The 15,128-nt window shown below is 68.2% G+C and carries 11 protein-coding genes and 1 tRNA gene; 3 read left to right on the top strand and 9 right to left on the bottom strand.

Annotated elements, in window-relative coordinates:
- Positions 1–42 precede the first annotated feature (42 nt).
- From ACF8LI_RS09215 to ACF8LI_RS09190, 6 genes are all read right to left on the bottom strand, one after another.
- Positions 43–117, bottom strand: a tRNA-Arg gene (locus tag ACF8LI_RS09215).
- 75 nt (positions 118–192) lie between these two features.
- The gene (locus ACF8LI_RS09210; protein ID WP_392412422.1) at positions 193–4,512 is read right to left on the bottom strand and encodes a translocation/assembly module TamB domain-containing protein; all 4,320 of its coding nucleotides are present in this window, start codon (positions 4,510–4,512) and stop codon (positions 193–195) included.
- A gap of 2 nt (positions 4,513–4,514) precedes the next feature.
- Entirely contained in the window at positions 4,515–6,437 is a 1,923-nt protein-coding gene (locus tag ACF8LI_RS09205; protein ID WP_170962082.1) for an autotransporter assembly complex family protein, read from the bottom strand.
- Positions 6,438–6,441: 4 nt separating this feature from the next.
- The gene (locus ACF8LI_RS09200) at positions 6,442–7,629 is read right to left on the bottom strand and encodes a VWA domain-containing protein (RefSeq protein WP_016453729.1); all 1,188 of its coding nucleotides are present in this window, start codon (positions 7,627–7,629) and stop codon (positions 6,442–6,444) included.
- A 31-nt stretch (positions 7,630–7,660) separates the two neighbouring features.
- Positions 7,661–8,371: a GNAT family N-acetyltransferase gene (locus ACF8LI_RS09195; RefSeq protein ID WP_012203588.1), complete on the bottom strand. Its 711-nt coding sequence runs from the start codon at positions 8,369–8,371 to the stop codon at positions 7,661–7,663.
- Positions 8,372–8,382: 11 nt separating this feature from the next.
- A complete protein-coding gene (locus ACF8LI_RS09190; RefSeq protein ID WP_012203589.1) occupies positions 8,383–9,237 on the bottom strand; it encodes a MoxR family ATPase in 855 nt (284 codons plus the stop codon).
- A 116-nt stretch (positions 9,238–9,353) separates the two neighbouring features.
- Here ACF8LI_RS09190 and ACF8LI_RS09185 point away from each other — a divergent pair, with 116 nt between their 5' ends.
- Positions 9,354–10,028, top strand: a complete 675-nt coding sequence (locus tag ACF8LI_RS09185) for a cytochrome c (RefSeq protein WP_016450129.1) — start codon at positions 9,354–9,356, stop codon at positions 10,026–10,028.
- A gap of 75 nt (positions 10,029–10,103) precedes the next feature.
- On the opposite strand, the gene ACF8LI_RS09180 is transcribed toward ACF8LI_RS09185, so the two are convergent.
- Together ACF8LI_RS09180 and ACF8LI_RS09175 are read right to left on the bottom strand one after the other, a co-directional pair.
- On the bottom strand, positions 10,104–10,562 hold the full coding sequence (locus tag ACF8LI_RS09180; RefSeq protein ID WP_012203591.1) for a DUF1841 family protein: 459 nt from the start codon (positions 10,560–10,562) through the stop codon (positions 10,104–10,106).
- Positions 10,563–10,639: 77 nt separating this feature from the next.
- Positions 10,640–11,239 (bottom strand): short chain dehydrogenase, encoded by a 600-nt coding sequence (locus ACF8LI_RS09175; protein WP_034399968.1) that lies wholly within the window; start codon positions 11,237–11,239, stop codon positions 10,640–10,642.
- A 106-nt stretch (positions 11,240–11,345) separates the two neighbouring features.
- Between ACF8LI_RS09175 and ACF8LI_RS09170 the strand changes: the two genes are divergently transcribed.
- Entirely contained in the window at positions 11,346–12,236 is an 891-nt protein-coding gene (locus ACF8LI_RS09170; RefSeq protein WP_392412419.1) for a LysR family transcriptional regulator, read from the top strand.
- A gap of 10 nt (positions 12,237–12,246) precedes the next feature.
- On the opposite strand, the gene kefC is transcribed toward ACF8LI_RS09170, so the two are convergent.
- A complete protein-coding gene (gene kefC, locus ACF8LI_RS09165; RefSeq protein ID WP_392412418.1) occupies positions 12,247–14,130 on the bottom strand; it encodes a glutathione-regulated potassium-efflux system protein KefC in 1,884 nt (627 codons plus the stop codon).
- A 297-nt stretch (positions 14,131–14,427) separates the two neighbouring features.
- Here kefC and ACF8LI_RS09160 point away from each other — a divergent pair, with 297 nt between their 5' ends.
- Positions 14,428–15,057, top strand: coding sequence for a LysE family transporter (locus ACF8LI_RS09160; RefSeq protein WP_012203595.1), 630 nt, complete (start codon positions 14,428–14,430; stop codon positions 15,055–15,057).
- Positions 15,058–15,128 lie beyond the last annotated feature (71 nt).

Here is a 15,128-nt window from a genome sequence, read left to right as displayed (position 1 = left end):
CATTTACAGTGCGCGCAAATGATTAATGCAAAAACCATCTGATGGTCCCTCCGACAGGAATCGAACCTGTATCTGGCGCTTAGGAGGCGCCCGTTCTATCCATTGAACTACGGAGAGGAGCAAACGGCGATTGTAAACCCATGGCAGGCCCGCCCCGCGCAGCGCCGGCAGGGCGGCTGCGCAGGGGGGGCGTCAGTCCTTGCGCACGGTGTAGATCAGGTCCAGCGCGCTGGTTTCCCCGGTCTGGCCGCGCAGGGTGAGGCGGCGCGAGAGGTCGTAGAAGATGTACAGCGTGCCCATGGCGCCCGAGAGGCTTTGCTCGTAGGTGACATAGAGGTCGCTGGACAGGCGCTTGCCCAGGGTGAGGGCCGCGCCGGTGGAGCCCTCGCCGCCCGGGCCCTTGAAGCCGATCTCGTCCAGGCCCAGGTTGCTGGCGATCTTGCCGCTGTTGTTGCGCCCGCCGCTGAGCAGGGACAGCGCGGCCTGCTGGAGCAGGGCGCTTTCGGCGCCGCCCGTGGCGGGGTCGCGGCCCATGACCACCCAGGAGAGCTTTTCGGCATCGGGCATTTCGGGGTCGGAGTACAGGCGCACGCGCGGGGCGTTGGCCGTGCCCTGCACCTGCACGCCTGCGCGCACGGCGATGTTCGGGCGCAGCGCCAGGATGTCCAGCGAGGGGTTGGCGTAGGGGCCGTTGAAGCGGATGAGGCCGGTCTCCACGTCCAGCGACTGGCCCCAGGCGCGGTAGCGGCCCTGCACGGTGCGGATCTCGCCGGTAATGCGCGGCGGGCCGCCCGCCACGGTGGGGCCCTGCACTTCCAGCGCGCCTTCCAGGCGGGTGGTGATGCCGTAGCCCTGCAGCGCGAAGTCGCGGCCCAGGTCGAGCTTGACGAGGATGTCGGGCAGCTTGATGGTTTCGGCGCGGGCCTGGGCCTTGCGGTCGGCCTGCTGCTGCTTGCGCGCCGCTTCCTGCTCGGCCTTGCGCGAGGCGGCCGAGTGCACGACCACGTCAGAGTCCAGCGAGGGCGCGGATTCCTCGGGCAGGATGATGGTGGCGCGGTCGGTGGTGAGGTCGCCGCGCAGCGTGAACTGGCCTTGCTCCAGCCTGGCCTGCAGGCCGCCGGAGATGCTGACCTGGCGGTCCGCGCGCACCAGCACCTGCAGCCTGGTGGCCTGGGCGCGCAGGTCCATGCTCAGGCCGGAGTTGCTGCCATCGGCATTGGGCGGGTCCCAGCGCACGAAGCCCGAGCCCGTGAGTTCGCCGCCTTCGCGCGGCGCCGTGGTGAGGTTGCCGCTGTAGCCCAGGATGCGCGCATTGCTGCCGCGCCCGCCCTGCATGCGCAGCTCGGTCAGGTCCAGGCGGTTGCCTTGCAGGCGCGCGCGCAGCACGCCGTTTTGCAGGTCGATGCCGTCCAGCGCGGACAGGATGCTCAGGCCGTCGGCCGAGAGATTGCCCTGCCACTGCGGGTTCTGGCGGTCGCCGCTGATCTCGGCCTTGGCCTGCAGCGATCCGGTGACGCGCCAGCCGGGCGGGGCGAACAGCGCCCAGATGCCGATGTCGGGCATGCGGGCGTCTATCTGGCCGGACAGAGGGGCCTTCTCGGGCCAGGTCCAGGTGCCGTCCTGCTGGGCCAGGCGCGTGCCCAACTGCGCGGTCAGGGTGCCGGCGCGTTCGCTGTCCCAGTCGAGCTTGGCCTGCACGTCGTCGCCCTGGGCGCGCACGCTCAGGCGGGCCTGCTTGATGTGGGCGCGCATGCCGGCGCCGCGCACGGTACGGGTGCGCACTTCGCCGGGCTTGCTGGAGCGCGGCCCCGTGGTGTGGATGACGGTGGTGCCCGAGCCGTCTTCCACGGCCAGGCGCAGGTCGCCGGCTGCACGCTCGACCAGCAGTTCGGCCTTGAGCGCGGGTCCCGTCGTGTCGATGTCCCAGCGGGCGTTGAAGCTCAGGTCGCCGCTCAGGCCCATGGCGGCCAGCGGGGGCTCCTCGGCCATGGACAGGGCATCGACCCAGGCCAGCGGCAATGCCTGGGCGCGGCCGGTGCTGCGCAGGGCCCAGCGGCCGTCGCTGCCCTGGGTGGCGCGGGTGTCATCCCAGGCCAGCAGCACGGGCTGGGGCGCTTGGGCATTGGTGCGGCGCTGGGGCAGGGTGGGCGGCGTGACCTGCAGGCTGCCGGCCGATGCCGTGAAGGCGGTGGACAGCACGGTGCGGCCCGCGGTGCGCTGGGCGATCCGTACGGGCTGGTTGCCTGCCAGTTGCAGCTGCCATGGGCCGGGCAGGTCCTGGCCCGGACTCAGCCGGGCCTGCAGCTTGTCGATGCTGGCCTGCCAGTCCAGGGGCGCGGCACCGCGCGCCGTGGCAAGGCCTGCCTGCAGGGCCGTGTCGATCTGCGCGGTCTGCGTGCCGCGCTTCGCCTGGCCGGCCAGGGTGAGGCTGGCCTGCTCGGGCGAGCCCTTGAGGGCCAGGCGCAGCTCGGGCAGCTCCAGCGCCTGCTCGGGCGGCGTGTTGGCGGGCAGGTAGCGCAGCTTGGCGGCCTGCAGGTCGGCCTGCAGCTGCAGGCCGCTGGCGGGCAGGGGGTCGCCCACGGCGGCCTTCATGCGCTTTTGCAGTGCGCCCCATCCGCCGCGCCAGCTGGCGTCCAGCTGGGCCTGGCCTTCGATCAGGGCGCCGGCCAGCGGGTCCTTCATGCCGGGCAGCTTGCGCAGCCACTGTGTGAGGGCGGTGAGTGACGACAGCTTGAGCTGGCTGCTGCCCTGGCCTGCGGCAGGGCTGATGTGGCCGTCCAGCGAGAGTTCGGCGCCGGGCAGCTCGGCCTTCAGCACGGTCTGCAGCTTTTGCTGTTCGGTGTCGAACTGCAGGCTGCGGCTGCGCACCGACGCCTGCAGCGCATCAAGCTGCAGGTTCTCCAGCGACAGCACGGGCTGGGCCCAGCGGCCTTTGGTGGCGAGTTTTTCTATGCGCAGGGGCTGGCGCTTGGCGCCTGCGGGCGCTGCTGCGGCCTGGATGTCCACGCTGAAGTCCACCTGCTGCTCGGCCGTGGTGCTGGCGTGCAGCTCGCCCTGCAGCGGCGCTGCTTCCAGGAGGCTGTAGAGCGCGGCGGGGTCCAGGCGCTGGACCTTGGCCTGGCCTTCGAAGACCTTGGTGCCGGGCTCGAAGCGGCCCTGGGCGTCGATGCTGCCCGAGCCGATGGCGATCTGCGCCTGCTCCAGCAGCCACTGCTGGCCGTCATAGCGCACTGCGGCCTCGATCTGGTCCAGCGGCAGGCGCTGGCGGTCCCAGGGGCCGGGCATGGCGTTGTTCAGACGTGTCGTCAGCTGCCAGGCGGTGGTGGCGATGGCCGAGCCTGGTGCCTGGTCCGATGGCTGTTCCGTGGCGGGTGCCTGGGCTGTATCAGCTGCCTTGCCATCCGGCCCGGCCTGCAATTCGCCGCTGATGCGGGTGCGCGGTCCCTGGGGCCAGAAGGCGGCGATGTCGATCTGGCTGAGCTGGGCGCGCGCGGTCTGCAGCGGCTGGGGCTGCCAGGGCCGGATGCTGGCCTCGATGTCCGCATGCATGGGTTCGGACACAGGGGCGGCTTCCTTGCGCTCCCTGGCCTTGCCGTTCTTGCCATCGGCCTTGGCGGATTTCTGTACGGCGGGAGGGGTAGATGCTTCCTCGGACACCGTCCCGGGCTTGGCATCAACCTGGAGCTTGATGCCCAGTTGCGCAGCGGCGGTAGCCAGGGTGCCGTCGATCCGTGCCTTGGCCTGCACGGCCAGCGGTGCAGGTTTGGGGGCCTTGGCTGCGGAGGCCTCGTCGTCCGAAGCCAGGGCAGGCGCCTGCAGGTCGCCCTGCAGCTCGGCCTGGATGGCCATGGGCGCGCGGGCCTGCAGGCGCAGCCTGGCCTGGTAGCTGCCATCGGCCCATTGCAGGTCGCGCACGTCCAGCTGGTGCTCGCTGCCGTCGTAGACGTAGTGGCCTTGCAGGCCCAGTACCTCGGCCTGGGGCGGGCCTTGCCAGACGATGCGTTCCACATGGAAGGGCACGTCGATCTTCACGGGCAGCACGAGCTGCTGCAGCGGTTCGACGGGTTTCTTGTCCTCGGGGTCGGGCGTGCTGGCAATGTTCAGCTCGGCGATGCGGACTTCGCCCAGGCGCACGGTGCGCGACAGCAGGGGACGCAATTGCCAGCCGATGGTGGCGTCGCGCAGCTCCACCTTCATGGTGGGGCTTTGCCATTGCAGCCAGCCGATGCGCCCGCCCTGGCGCACGGTGCCGGTGACTTCCTTGGCCTGCAGGCTCTGGCCTGCGGGCAGCCAGCCGGCCACGCGCTGCAGGGTGTAGGCCAGCGAATCGGCACGGCCGCTCCACCACCAGGCGGAACCCAGCAGGGCGGCCAGCAGCAGGACCAGGACCAGGAAGAACCAGAGCAGGTAGTGCAGCCAGCGGCGGCGGGGCGCAGGCGACGGAGGGGACGCCTGGGGGCTTTGGTCTGGCGCGGCGGAGGAGGCAGGGGTATTCAAGCGGGAATCCACCATGGTCAGAAGTTGAAGCCCAGGCGCAGGTGCAGGCGCAGCTGCTTTTCCTGGGCGCCCCAGGCGATGTCGGCCTGCACGGGGCCCACGGGGCTGCGCCAGCGCAGGCCGGTGCCCACGCCCACGCGCATGTACATGGAGTCGGGCGCATCGCCCACGGTGCCGGCGTCCAGGAAGACGGCGTGCTCCCAGTCCTGTGTGTTGCCCTTGATGACGATGGGCCGCTGCCACTCGATGCTGCCCACGGCCATGTAGCGCCCGCCGATGACCTTGCCGCTGTCGGTGCGCGCACCGATGCTCTGGTACCCGTAGCCGCGCACGGTGTTGTCGCCGCCGGTGATGAACAGCTGGGTGACGGGCAGGTCGGCATCCTTGCGGGCCAGCAAGGCACCGCCGGAGGCGCGCAGCGCCAGGCGGCTGCGGCGCTTGGTCTCGGGATCGACCTCGCCGATGGGAATCAGGCTGAGCCAGCGGCCCGAGACGCGGCCGAACGGCGTGCGCTGGGGCGTGAGCGTGGTGCCCGCGCCGACTTCCCAGGCAAAGCCGAAGCCCGAGGAGGGCGCCAGCGTGCTGTCGAAGTAGCGGCCCGTCCAGCCGTAGTTGGCCGTGACCGACGAGCTGGACGGGGGCGCGCCCTCGCCCTGGGTCTTGGCGTAGTCGTACTGCAGGTAGTAGTTGCGGTCGATGTGGTCTTCGGACTTGGTGCGGCCGGCGCGCAGCTGCAGGCTGTTGACATCGAAGTCGCCCGAGGGCGCGCGCTCGGCCTTGGCCGTGGTGAACCAGCGCCACAGGGTTTCGTCGGGCAGGGCGGTCCACTGCGTGGAGATCAGCGGGTTCTTGCGGTCGAAGCGCATGCGCGTGACAGCACGCCAGCCCAGCCAGGGCAGGCGGTTGTGGATATGGTCCACGCTCAGGCGCGGGCCGGTGTCGGTGCTCATGCCCACGCCGAAGACCCATTTCTGCATCTGGGCCTCGCGCACCTGGGCGATGACGGGCGTGGTGACCTGGGCGCCCTTGCGCTTGAGGGCCTCCTCATCCTCGGCGGCGCTTTCTCCCTGCTGGGGCACGTTGGCCAGCGTGAGGAAGACGGAGTCGTAGTAGCCGCTGCTGGCCAGGCGCAGCTGGGCATCGACCAGGGCGGTCTGGTCGTATTCCTCGCCCTCGGGCAGGCGTGCGATGCGGGCCGTGCCCACGGGGTCGTAGCGCTGTGCGCCTTCGATGCGCAGCGGGCCGAAGGTGTAGGCCGGGCCGGGCGCATAGGCCACGCTGACATCGGCCTCATGCGTGTCGGCGTCGATGTCGGCCAGGCTGGAGTCGATGCGCGCCAGCGGGTAGCGGCGCGACTGCAGCGTGCGCAGTCCCTGGCTCTTGGCCTGGCTCCAGTTGGCCTGGCTGAAGCGCTGGCCGGGCTGCAGCGGCCAGTCCTCTTCGATGGTGGCGCGCTGGGAGGCGCCGTCGGGATCATCGGCATTGACGCCCGCAAAGCGCACCTGGCTGCGCGCAATGGTGGCGGGCTCGCCCGGGTCCACCTTGACGGTGACCTGCAGCGGGGCCTCTTCGGATTCGGGCGTTTCCTTGATCTCCACCGTGACCGTGGGGCTGAAGTAGCCCAACGTGCCGATCAGGTCGCGCACGTTGGCGTCGGTGGCGCCCAGCAGCCGCGTCAGCTCGCGCCGCTGCAGGTCGCTCTGGTAGCGGTAGCGGCGCAGTTCGAGGTGCTTTTCCAGCAGCTCGCGCACTTCCTTGGGCGCATCGACGACAAGGGAGAAGGCCGGGTCGCCGGTCGCTGCAATCAGCGACGGGTCCGTGTCCTTGTCATCATTCTTGGACGGCAGGAGGCTGCAGCCGCCGAGCATCAGGGCTGCACTCAACAGAAACAAAAACGCCGGCCCTCGGGCCGGCGCTGTCGCGGGGGGGAGCTTGGGCATCGGCCTATTTTGACAGCAGGCGCATGGCGTCTTCCAGACCTTTGAGTGTCAAAGGGTACATGCGGTTGCCCGTGAGCTGCTGGATGATGCTGATGCTCTGGCGGTACTGCCAGACGCCGGGCGGCTCGGGGTTGATCCAGGCAAAGCGCGGGAAGGCATGCGTCAGGCGCTGCAGCCATTCGGCGCCGGGCTCCTCGTTCATGTACTCCACGCTGCCGCCGGGCTGCAGGATCTCGTAGGGGCTCATGGTGGCGTCGCCCACGAAGATCAGCTTGTAGTCCTTGTTGTACTTGCGGATGATGTCCCAGGTCGGAAACTTCTCGGCGAAGCGGCGGCGGTTGTTCTTCCACATGAAGTCGTAGACGCAGTTGTGGAAGTAGTAGAACTCCAGGTGCTTGAACTCGCTCTTGACGGCGGAGAACAGCTCCTCCACGCGCTGCACGTGCTCGTCCATGGTGCCGCCCACGTCCATGAGCAGCAGCACCTTCACGTTGTTGTGGCGCTCCGGGATCATCTTGATGTCCAGGTAGCCCGCGTTGGCGGCCGTGCTGCGGATGGTGTCGGGCAGGTCCAGCTCCAGGTCGCTGCCTTCGCGTGCGAACTTGCGCAGCCGGCGCAGCGCCACCTTGATGTTGCGCGTGCCCAGCTCCTGCGTGTCGTCGTAGTCGCGGTAGGCACGCTGCTCCCAGACCTTGACGGCGCTCTTGTTGCGGCCCGGCCCGCCGATGCGCACGCCGGCCGGGTTGTAGCCGCCGTGGCCGAAGGGGCTGGTGCCGCCCGTACCTATCCACTTGTTGCCGCCTTCGTGGCGCTCCTTTTGCTCCTCCAGGCGCTTCTTGAGCGTGTCCATCAGCTCGTCCCAGCCCATGGCTTCGATGGCGGCCTTCTGCTCGGGCGAGAGTTCGCGCTCCAGCAGCTTCTTCAGCCAGTCCTGGGGAATCTCGCGCGTGAGGTCGGCCACCATCTCCACGCCCTTGAAGTAGGCGGCGAAGGCGCGGTCGTACTTGTCGTAGTGCTTCTCGTCCTTGACCAGCACGGTGCGGCCCAGGTGGTAGAAGTCGTCCAGGCTCCAGGCGTCCTCGCTCCTGGGGCCGACCACGCCGGCCTGCAGCGCCTCCAGCAGGGTCAGGAACTCCTTGACCGAGACGGGCAGCTTGGCCGCGCGCATGGTGTAGAAGAAGTCGATCAGCATCGCATCTCCCGGGGGCCTGGCGTACGCGCCCTCATGTGCGCGCCACGGCGGTGCTGCCGTCCGAATGGCGCTGCAGCTGGTCCAGCAGCTGGGCGCGCGACTCGGGCCATTCGCCGCTGCGCAGGCTGTACATCACGGTGTCGCGGATGGTGCCATCGCGGCGCAGCGCGTGGCCGCGGATCACGCCGTCCTTCTTGGCCCCCAAGCGCTCGATGGCGCGCTGGCTGGCAAAGTTGAAGCAGTCCGTGCGCCAGCCCACCACATGGCAGGACAGCGTGTCGAACGCATGGCCCATGAGCATGAGCTTGGCCGAGGTGTTGACATGGGTGCGCTGCACGCTGCGCGCGTACCAGGTGTAGCCGATCTCCACGCGGCGCACCTCGGGCAGGATGTCGTGGTAGCTGCTGGTGCCCAGCACCTTGCCGCTGTCGTCGTCCAGCACGGCAAAGGCGAAGCGCTTGCCCTGGCTGCGCTGCTCCAGCGCGGCTTCGATATAGGCACGCACATCCCCGGGCTCGGGCGCCGAGGTCACGCGGATGCGCCACAGCTGGCCGTCCTGCACGGCCTCGCGCAGCCCGGCTTCATGGGCGAGGGCCAGGGGCTCCAGCCGCACGCCGTTGAAGCGCATGACCACGGGTCGCACAAAGCCCTGGTGCGCCACCGCGCCGGCCACGGGAATGGTCGTCACCTGGCCGGTGAGGGCCGGCACGCCCGTGTCGTTGGTGTGTTCTGGATGGGGCATGGGCGCAGGCCTCAGCGGTTGCGCTGGTTCATGAAGACCAGCTTCTCGAACAGGCTCACATCCTGCTCGTTCTTGAGCAGTGCGCCCACCAGCGGCGGCACGGCGACCTTGCCCTCGGCGGTCTGCAGCGACTCCACGGGAATGTCCTCGGCCACCAGCAGCTTGAGCCAGTCGATCAACTCGCTGGTGGAGGGCTTCTTCTTGAGGCCGGGCAGATTGCGCACGTCGTAGAACACCTTCATCGCGGCGGTCAGCAGCTCGCCCTGCAGCTTGGGGAAGTGCACGGCCACAATCTGGCGCATGGTGTCGGCGTCGGGGAACTTGATGTAGTGGAAGAAGCAGCGGCGCAGGAAGGCGTCGGGCAGCTCCTTTTCGTTGTTGGAGGTGATGAACACCAGCGGCCGGTGCTTGGCGCGGATCATCTCGCGCGTCTCGTAGCAGTAGAACTCCATGCGGTCGATCTCGCGCAGCAGGTCGTTCGGGAATTCGATGTCGGCCTTGTCGATCTCGTCGATCAGCAGGGCCACGGGCCGGTCTGCCGTGAAGGCCTGCCACAGCACGCCCTTGATGATGTAGTTGTGGATGTCCTTGACGCGCTCGCCGCCGTCGATGTCGGACAGTTGCGAGTCGCGCAGGCGGCTGACGGCGTCGTATTCATACAGCCCCTGCTGGGCCTTGGTGGTGGACTTGATGTGCCACTGCAGCAGCGGCATGTCCAGCGCGGCGGCCACTTCCTCGGCCAGCATGGTCTTGCCCGTGCCGGGCTCTCCCTTGACCAGCAGCGGGCGCTGCAAGGTGGCTGCGGCATTCACCGCGAGCATCAAATCCTGGGTGGCGACGTAGTTCTCGGAACCTTGAAATTTCATGGGCGGTATCAGCGTAAGTATTGATGGGGACGCTTGACGGTGACTGCCATAATCGTTCGCGCTACCCGCTCAGCAGTAGGCATCCGTCAGAACTCTTGAAGGATTGTGCGCGCAAAATGATAAAAACTTTGACCACGGTATTGGCGCTGGCTGTCGCATCTGTGACCTCTGTGGCACAGGCCCAGCAAAGCAAAGGTGACGCAAAGGCAGGGGAGGGGAAGATCGCCATGTGCATTGGCTGCCATGGCATCCAGGGCTACCAGGCCAGCTTCCCCGAGGTGTACAAGGTCCCCAAGATTTCCGGCCAGGGCGCACCCTACATCGTGGCCGCGCTGCAGGCCTACCAGAAGGGCGAACGCAAGCATCCCACCATGCGCGGCATTGCCGATCCGCTGACCGAGCAGGACATGGCCGACGTGGCGGCCTACTACGCCGAGCATGGCGTGGCCAAGGCCGCCGACGCCAAGGTCCGCGAGCCCAGCACCCAGGTCGCCGCGCTGCTGCAAAAGGGCGCCTGCGTATCCTGCCACGGCCAGGGCTTTTCCAAACCCATCGATCCCAGCTACCCCAAGGTGGCCGGCCAGTACGCGGACTATCTGTACTCCGCCCTCAAGTCCTACAAGACCGAAGGCAACCCCCATATCGGCCGCAGCAACGGCGTGATGGCCGGCATTGCCAAGCAGTTCACCAACAGCGAACTCAAGGCGCTGGCCAACTACATCGGCAGCCTCGATGGCGAGCTGCAGACCCTGCCGCAGCCCCATTTCCGCCTGGGCCACAAATCGCAGTGAATCGCGCGCAGCCCCATACCCCATAGCAAAAGCCCGCAATCGCGGGCTTTGTCTTGAGGGTGATGCACAGAGGCGCTATGCGCCGCCCGTGGCCTTGGCGCCGTCACTCGTGGCGCGGCGCTGGACTGCGGCGATATAGGCTTCGCCATCGGGCGGGCGGCCCGAACGCTGGCTTTCCCAGAGCATCTGCCCCAGGCATTCCATGGTGGCGTGGTGGGCGTCGTGCAGCGAGTCCAGGCGGCGGCTGAGCAGCTCCACGGCCTGGCGTATGCCGCGCGGCTGGTCGATGCTGCACTGCTCGCTGATGGACAGATGCATGGACAGATGCAAAAACGGATTGGTCACGCCGGGCGTGGCGTCGTAGTCGCGCAGCAGGGCGGCGTCCACGTCGGCGAGGTCATCGAAATACTCGGGATGCTCGGCAATCCAGAGGCTGGCCAGTGTCTCTATGGCCTCCATTGGCGCGCCGTTCAGCATCTTGGTGCGCACGCCGCAGAAAAAGCGCCGCACATCGGCTTGGGTGGGGTTGAACATGGTGGCGCGCAGCGTAGCACGCGGCCCTTTTGGGCGGGCACGCAAGGACTTTGCCGAGAGCCCGCCGCAAGAGGAGGTCAGAGCACCTCGAAGACCCTGCCGGTCTGGGCGCCTTCCACGCTGCGCTGGTAGGCCAGGGCCACGCGCGCGGCGGGCACGGTCTCGAAGCCGGGGAAGACCGAGCCATAGGCCTGGGCCGATTCGGTCAGCAGGGTGGGGCTCACGGCATTGATGCGCAGGCCGCGCTGCAGTTCGACCGCAGCGCCGGTGACGAAGCCGTGGAGGGCGGCATTCACTGTCGATGCATTGGCGCCGTGGCGGATGGGCTCGGTGGCGGCGACGCCGCTGGTCAGCGTGATGGAGCCGCCGTCGCGCAGCCAGCGCTGGCCCAGCAGGGCGAGCCGCACCTGGCCCAGCAGCTTGTCCTGCAGGCCGGAGTTGAATTGCTCGGCCGTCATCTCGGACAGCGGGCCGAAGTGCAGCTTTCCGGCCGTGCTGACGATGGCGTCCACCTGACCGGCGGCTTCGAACATTTTCTGCAGCGTCTCGGGCTGGGTGAAGTCGGCGCGCAGATCGCCGCTGTTGCGGCCCACTGTGACGATGTCATGGCGCGGGGCCAGCAGGGCGTGTACGGCGCGGCCGATGGTGCCGGAGGCACCGATGAGAAGGATCTTCATGCGGTTTTCTTTCTGAGGGGGTGAACAGGCCTCCAGTGTTTTGCAAATCATGGATGGCATAAAGTAGCCGGATCTTTTTGTACTCCTAAGCATTGGTTGGCAATCCATGGACAAGCTGCGCAATATGGAGGTCTTCATGGCCGTGGTCGAGGACGGCAGCTTTGCCCAGGCCGCGCGGCGCCTGGACATCTCGGCCGTGATGGTGGGCAAGCATGTGCAGCAGCTGGAAGCCCATCTGGGCGCGCGCCTGCTGCAGCGCACCACGCGGCGCCACAGCCTGACCGAGGTGGGGCGCAGCTTTTACGAGGACAGCCGCCAGGTCTTCGAGCAGTTGCGCTGGGCCGAGTCGGCCGTGGAGCGCAGCCGCAGCGCGCCCCAGGGCCTGCTGCGCATCAGCGCGCCGACCACGCTGGGCAACCATGTGATCGCACCGCTGGTTGCCGACTACCAGCTGGCCCATCCGCTGGTGCGCGTGGACCTGCAGTTGAGCGACAGCATGGTCGACCTGGTGGGCGAGAACATCGACGTGGCCGTGCGCATCGGCCCCGTGGGCGGCGAAGGCCTGGTGGCGCGGCCGCTGCAGCCCTATCGCATGGTGATCGCGGCGGCGCCTTCGTATCTGCGGCGGCGCGGTCATCCGCGTGGCGTGGGCGATCTGGCGCGCCATGACTGCCTGAGCTACGCGGTCTGGCAGCGCCGCTCGGAATGGATTCTGCGCGGCGACGGCTCGGCGCCGGTGCAGTGGCCCGACGATGCCCGCCTGCGCTGCAACAGCGGCGACGGGCTGCGCCATGCAGCGCTGCGCGGCCTGGGCCTGATCCTGCAGCCCGAGGTGCTGCTGGCCGCCGACATGGCCGCGGGCCGGCTGGTGCCCGTGCTGCAGGACTGCGTGCCACTGCCGCGCCCGGTGCACCTGGTCTATCTGCCGGACCGCCGCCAACTGCCCAAGCTGGCGCAGTTCGTGGACCACATGGTGCAGGCGCTGGGCGCGTACTGAGGCCCGGTTTTCAGGGGGCGGGCGGGGGCGGGGTTTCCTGCGGCGCCTGGTCCTTCTCCTGCTGCGCCTGGGCCTCCTGCCGCTCCTTGGCCATCTGCTCGACCAGCTGCTGGCGGCCCTGCTTGGCCACGGCAATGAGCTGGGCCTGGTCCTTGTGGTGGGGGTACATGCGCTCGATCAGCTGCAGGTTGTGCTCCCGAAAGCGCGCGGTGGTGCGCCGGGCCTCGGCAGGGCTGTGGCCAGCGAGCTCCAGCACGGTGCGCGCCGAGACGAGGCTGGACTCGAAGACTTCGCGCTCGACATGGTGCACGCCCAGGTCGCGCAACTGGTACCAGTGGGCCATGTCGCGCGCGCGGGCCACGATCTCCAGGTGCGGAAAGCGCTTGCGCACGCGGGCGGCGATCTTCAGCGATTGCTCGGAAGAGTCCACCGCGATGACCAGCACCCGCGCCTTGTCCGCGCCGGCAATGCGCAGCAGGTCCATGCGCGTGGCATCGCCGAAGAACACGCGGTAGCCAAAGGTGTGGGCCACTTCCAGCATCTCCACGCTGTGGTCGAGGATGGTGGCCGGCACGCCCTGGGTCAGCAGCACGCGTGCCACGATCTGGCCGTAGCGGCCAAAGCCCGCAATGATGACCTGCGCGTCCTGCGGCTCCGATATTTCATGGGGCCTGGCAGGCTGGCCCGGGCCGTCGACCTGGCAATCCTTCATGTCGGCAAAGCGCTTGAGCAGCAGCTTGTCCATCAGCACCAGCACCAGCGGGCCGATCAGCATGGACAGGGCCACGGCGGCCACCAGCATGGACGAGATGCTGTGGTGGAACACCTTGTACTGCGCCGCCGTCTGGAACACCACGAAGGCGAACTCCCCGCCCTGGGCCAGCAGCAGGGCGAACACCGGGCGCTCGCGCCAGGGCAGCTTCAGCACGCGGGCCAGGGTGTAGAGCACGGCGCCCTTGAGCGCCAGAAAGCCCAGCACCATGGCGGCCATGGCCCAGGGCGCGCGCAGCAGCACGCCGAAGTCGATGCTCATGCCCACGGCCATGAAGAACAGGCCCAGCAGCAGGCCCTTGAAGGGCTCGATGTTGGTCTCCAGCTCGCTGCGGTACTCGCTGTCGGCCAGCAGCACGCCAGCCAGGAAGGCTCCCAGCGCCATGGACAGGCCCACCTGCACCATCAGCATGGCAATGCCCACCACCAGCAGCAGCGAGGTGGCCGTGAAGATCTCGGGCGTGCGGCTGCGCGCGATCCAGCGCAGCAGGGGGCGCAGCAGCAGGCGGCCGCCCACCACCACGGCGGCGATGGTGCCCACGGTCTTGAGCACCTGCAGCCACAGGTGGCTGTCGGTGTGCGTGGCATTGGCGGCCTTGACCGCGCCCAGGATGGGGATCAGCGCCAGGATGGGAATGGCGGCCACGTCCTGGAACAGCAGGATGGAGAAGCCGGCCTGGCCGCTGGGCGTGCGCATGAGGTTGCGCTCGGCCATGACCTGCAGGCAGATGGCCGTGGACGACAGGGCCAGGCCCATGCCCGCGATCAGGCTCACGCGCCAGGAAAAGCCGAAGGCCCAGGCCGCCAGGAACAGCACGCCCGTGCAGGCCAGCATCTGCGCGAGCCCCCATCCCAGGATGGGCCGGCGCAGCTCCCACAGGCGGCTGGGCTGCAGCTCCAGCCCGATCACGAAGAGCATCAGCACCACGCCGAACTCGGCAAAGTGAAGAATGTCATCCACATTGCTGACAAGCGACAGTCCCCAGGGGCCCATGGCAATGCCGGCACCCAGGTAGCCAATGATGGCGCCCAGGCCCAGGGCACGCGCAATGGGCACGGCCAGCACGGCGGCGGTGAGATAGAGAAAGCCGTAGGTCAGCCAGATGGGGGCGCTGTGTTCCATGGAAGCTCGGGATCTTGGAGTTGGTGTTTACCCTGGGGTGATTGATTGTGTCACTCTCACAGCCGGGTCAGCTTTTTGACAGGGTTGAAAATGCCCCCCACGCTCCCTTTGCTGCGCTAGGTCCGCTGCCCCTGGCCGGGCGCCCCCCGAGGGGGCCGTTTTCATCTTGGGGCGGCCCGGCGATGAAAAACGCCACCGAATGCTTCACCGCCCCATCCGGCTTTGCCGCGGCAGTGCGCCAGATCGGCTGCACGGTTTTAAGATGCCGGCCTGCTCCGTATTTTTAAGGTGTTTGGCATGGATTGGCACACTTGGATCGCCTACTTTGTGGCCTGCTGGATCATTGCGGTCTCCCCGGGCTCGGGCGCCGTGCTGTCCATGAGCCATGGCCTGTCGTATGGCGTGCGCAAGAGCAGCGCCACCATCTTCGGGCTGCAGCTGGGGCTGCTGACCATCTTGCTGATCGCCGGCGCGGGCGTGGGCTCGCTGCTGCTGGCCTCCGAATGGGCGTTCAACGCCGTGAAGATCGTCGGCGCCTGCTACCTGATCTACCTGGGCATCAGCCAATGGCGCTCGGGTGCCGCACCCCTGGCCACCCAGGAATCCATGCCCGAGCTCAGCGTGCGCCGCCGCGTGCTCACGGGCTTCCTGACCAACGCCACCAACCCCAAGGGCATCATCTTCATGGTGGCCGTGCTGCCCCAGTTCATGACCACCAGCCGCCCGCTGTGGCTGCAGTTGCTGATCCTGGCCGCCACCATGCTGGCCGTGGACACCATGGTCATGCACGGCTATGCGGCCAGCGCCAGCGCGCTGCGCGGCTTCATGCGCAGCGCGCGTGCCGTGCGCAGCCAGAACCGGGTCTTCGGCGCGCTGCTGATGGCCGTGGGCACGGGGCTGTTCTTCGTGCAGCGCGCCTCGCGCTGAGCCCCTCCCTGGGCTAACCCAAGGGTCTGTTGACGTTAATTTGCGGTCGCGAAGCAGCCTGCCAGCGTGCC

This window comes from Delftia sp. WSY_12, from assembly GCF_043104645.1.
GTDB lineage: Bacteria > Pseudomonadota > Gammaproteobacteria > Burkholderiales > Burkholderiaceae_C > Comamonas > Comamonas tsuruhatensis.
This window is presented reverse-complemented; position numbering and strand designations above follow the sequence as displayed.

Bases quoted from the DNA above. Each gene is read 5' to 3' on its own strand.
- ACF8LI_RS09200 (WP_016453729.1), bottom strand. From the start codon at position 7,629: ATGCTGATCGACTTCTTCTACACCATGCGCGCGGCCAAGCTGCCCGTC.
- ACF8LI_RS09180 (WP_012203591.1), bottom strand. From the start codon at position 10,562: ATGTTCAACCCCACCCAAGCCGATGTGCGGCGCTTTTTCTGCGGCGTG.
- ACF8LI_RS09175 (WP_034399968.1), bottom strand. From the start codon at position 11,239: ATGAAGATCCTTCTCATCGGTGCCTCCGGCACCATCGGCCGCGCCGTA.
- kefC (WP_392412418.1), bottom strand. From the start codon at position 14,130: ATGGAACACAGCGCCCCCATCTGGCTGACCTACGGCTTTCTCTATCTC.
- ACF8LI_RS09210 (WP_392412422.1), bottom strand. From the start codon at position 4,512: ATGGTGGATTCCCGCTTGAATACCCCTGCCTCCTCCGCCGCGCCAGAC.
- ACF8LI_RS09195 (WP_012203588.1), bottom strand. From the start codon at position 8,371: ATGCCCCATCCAGAACACACCAACGACACGGGCGTGCCGGCCCTCACC.
- ACF8LI_RS09185 (WP_016450129.1), top strand. From the start codon at position 9,354: ATGATAAAAACTTTGACCACGGTATTGGCGCTGGCTGTCGCATCTGTG.
- ACF8LI_RS09205 (WP_170962082.1), bottom strand. From the start codon at position 6,437: ATGCCCAAGCTCCCCCCCGCGACAGCGCCGGCCCGAGGGCCGGCGTTT.
- ACF8LI_RS09190 (WP_012203589.1), bottom strand. From the start codon at position 9,237: ATGAAATTTCAAGGTTCCGAGAACTACGTCGCCACCCAGGATTTGATG.
- ACF8LI_RS09170 (WP_392412419.1), top strand. From the start codon at position 11,346: ATGGACAAGCTGCGCAATATGGAGGTCTTCATGGCCGTGGTCGAGGAC.
- ACF8LI_RS09160 (WP_012203595.1), top strand. From the start codon at position 14,428: ATGGATTGGCACACTTGGATCGCCTACTTTGTGGCCTGCTGGATCATT.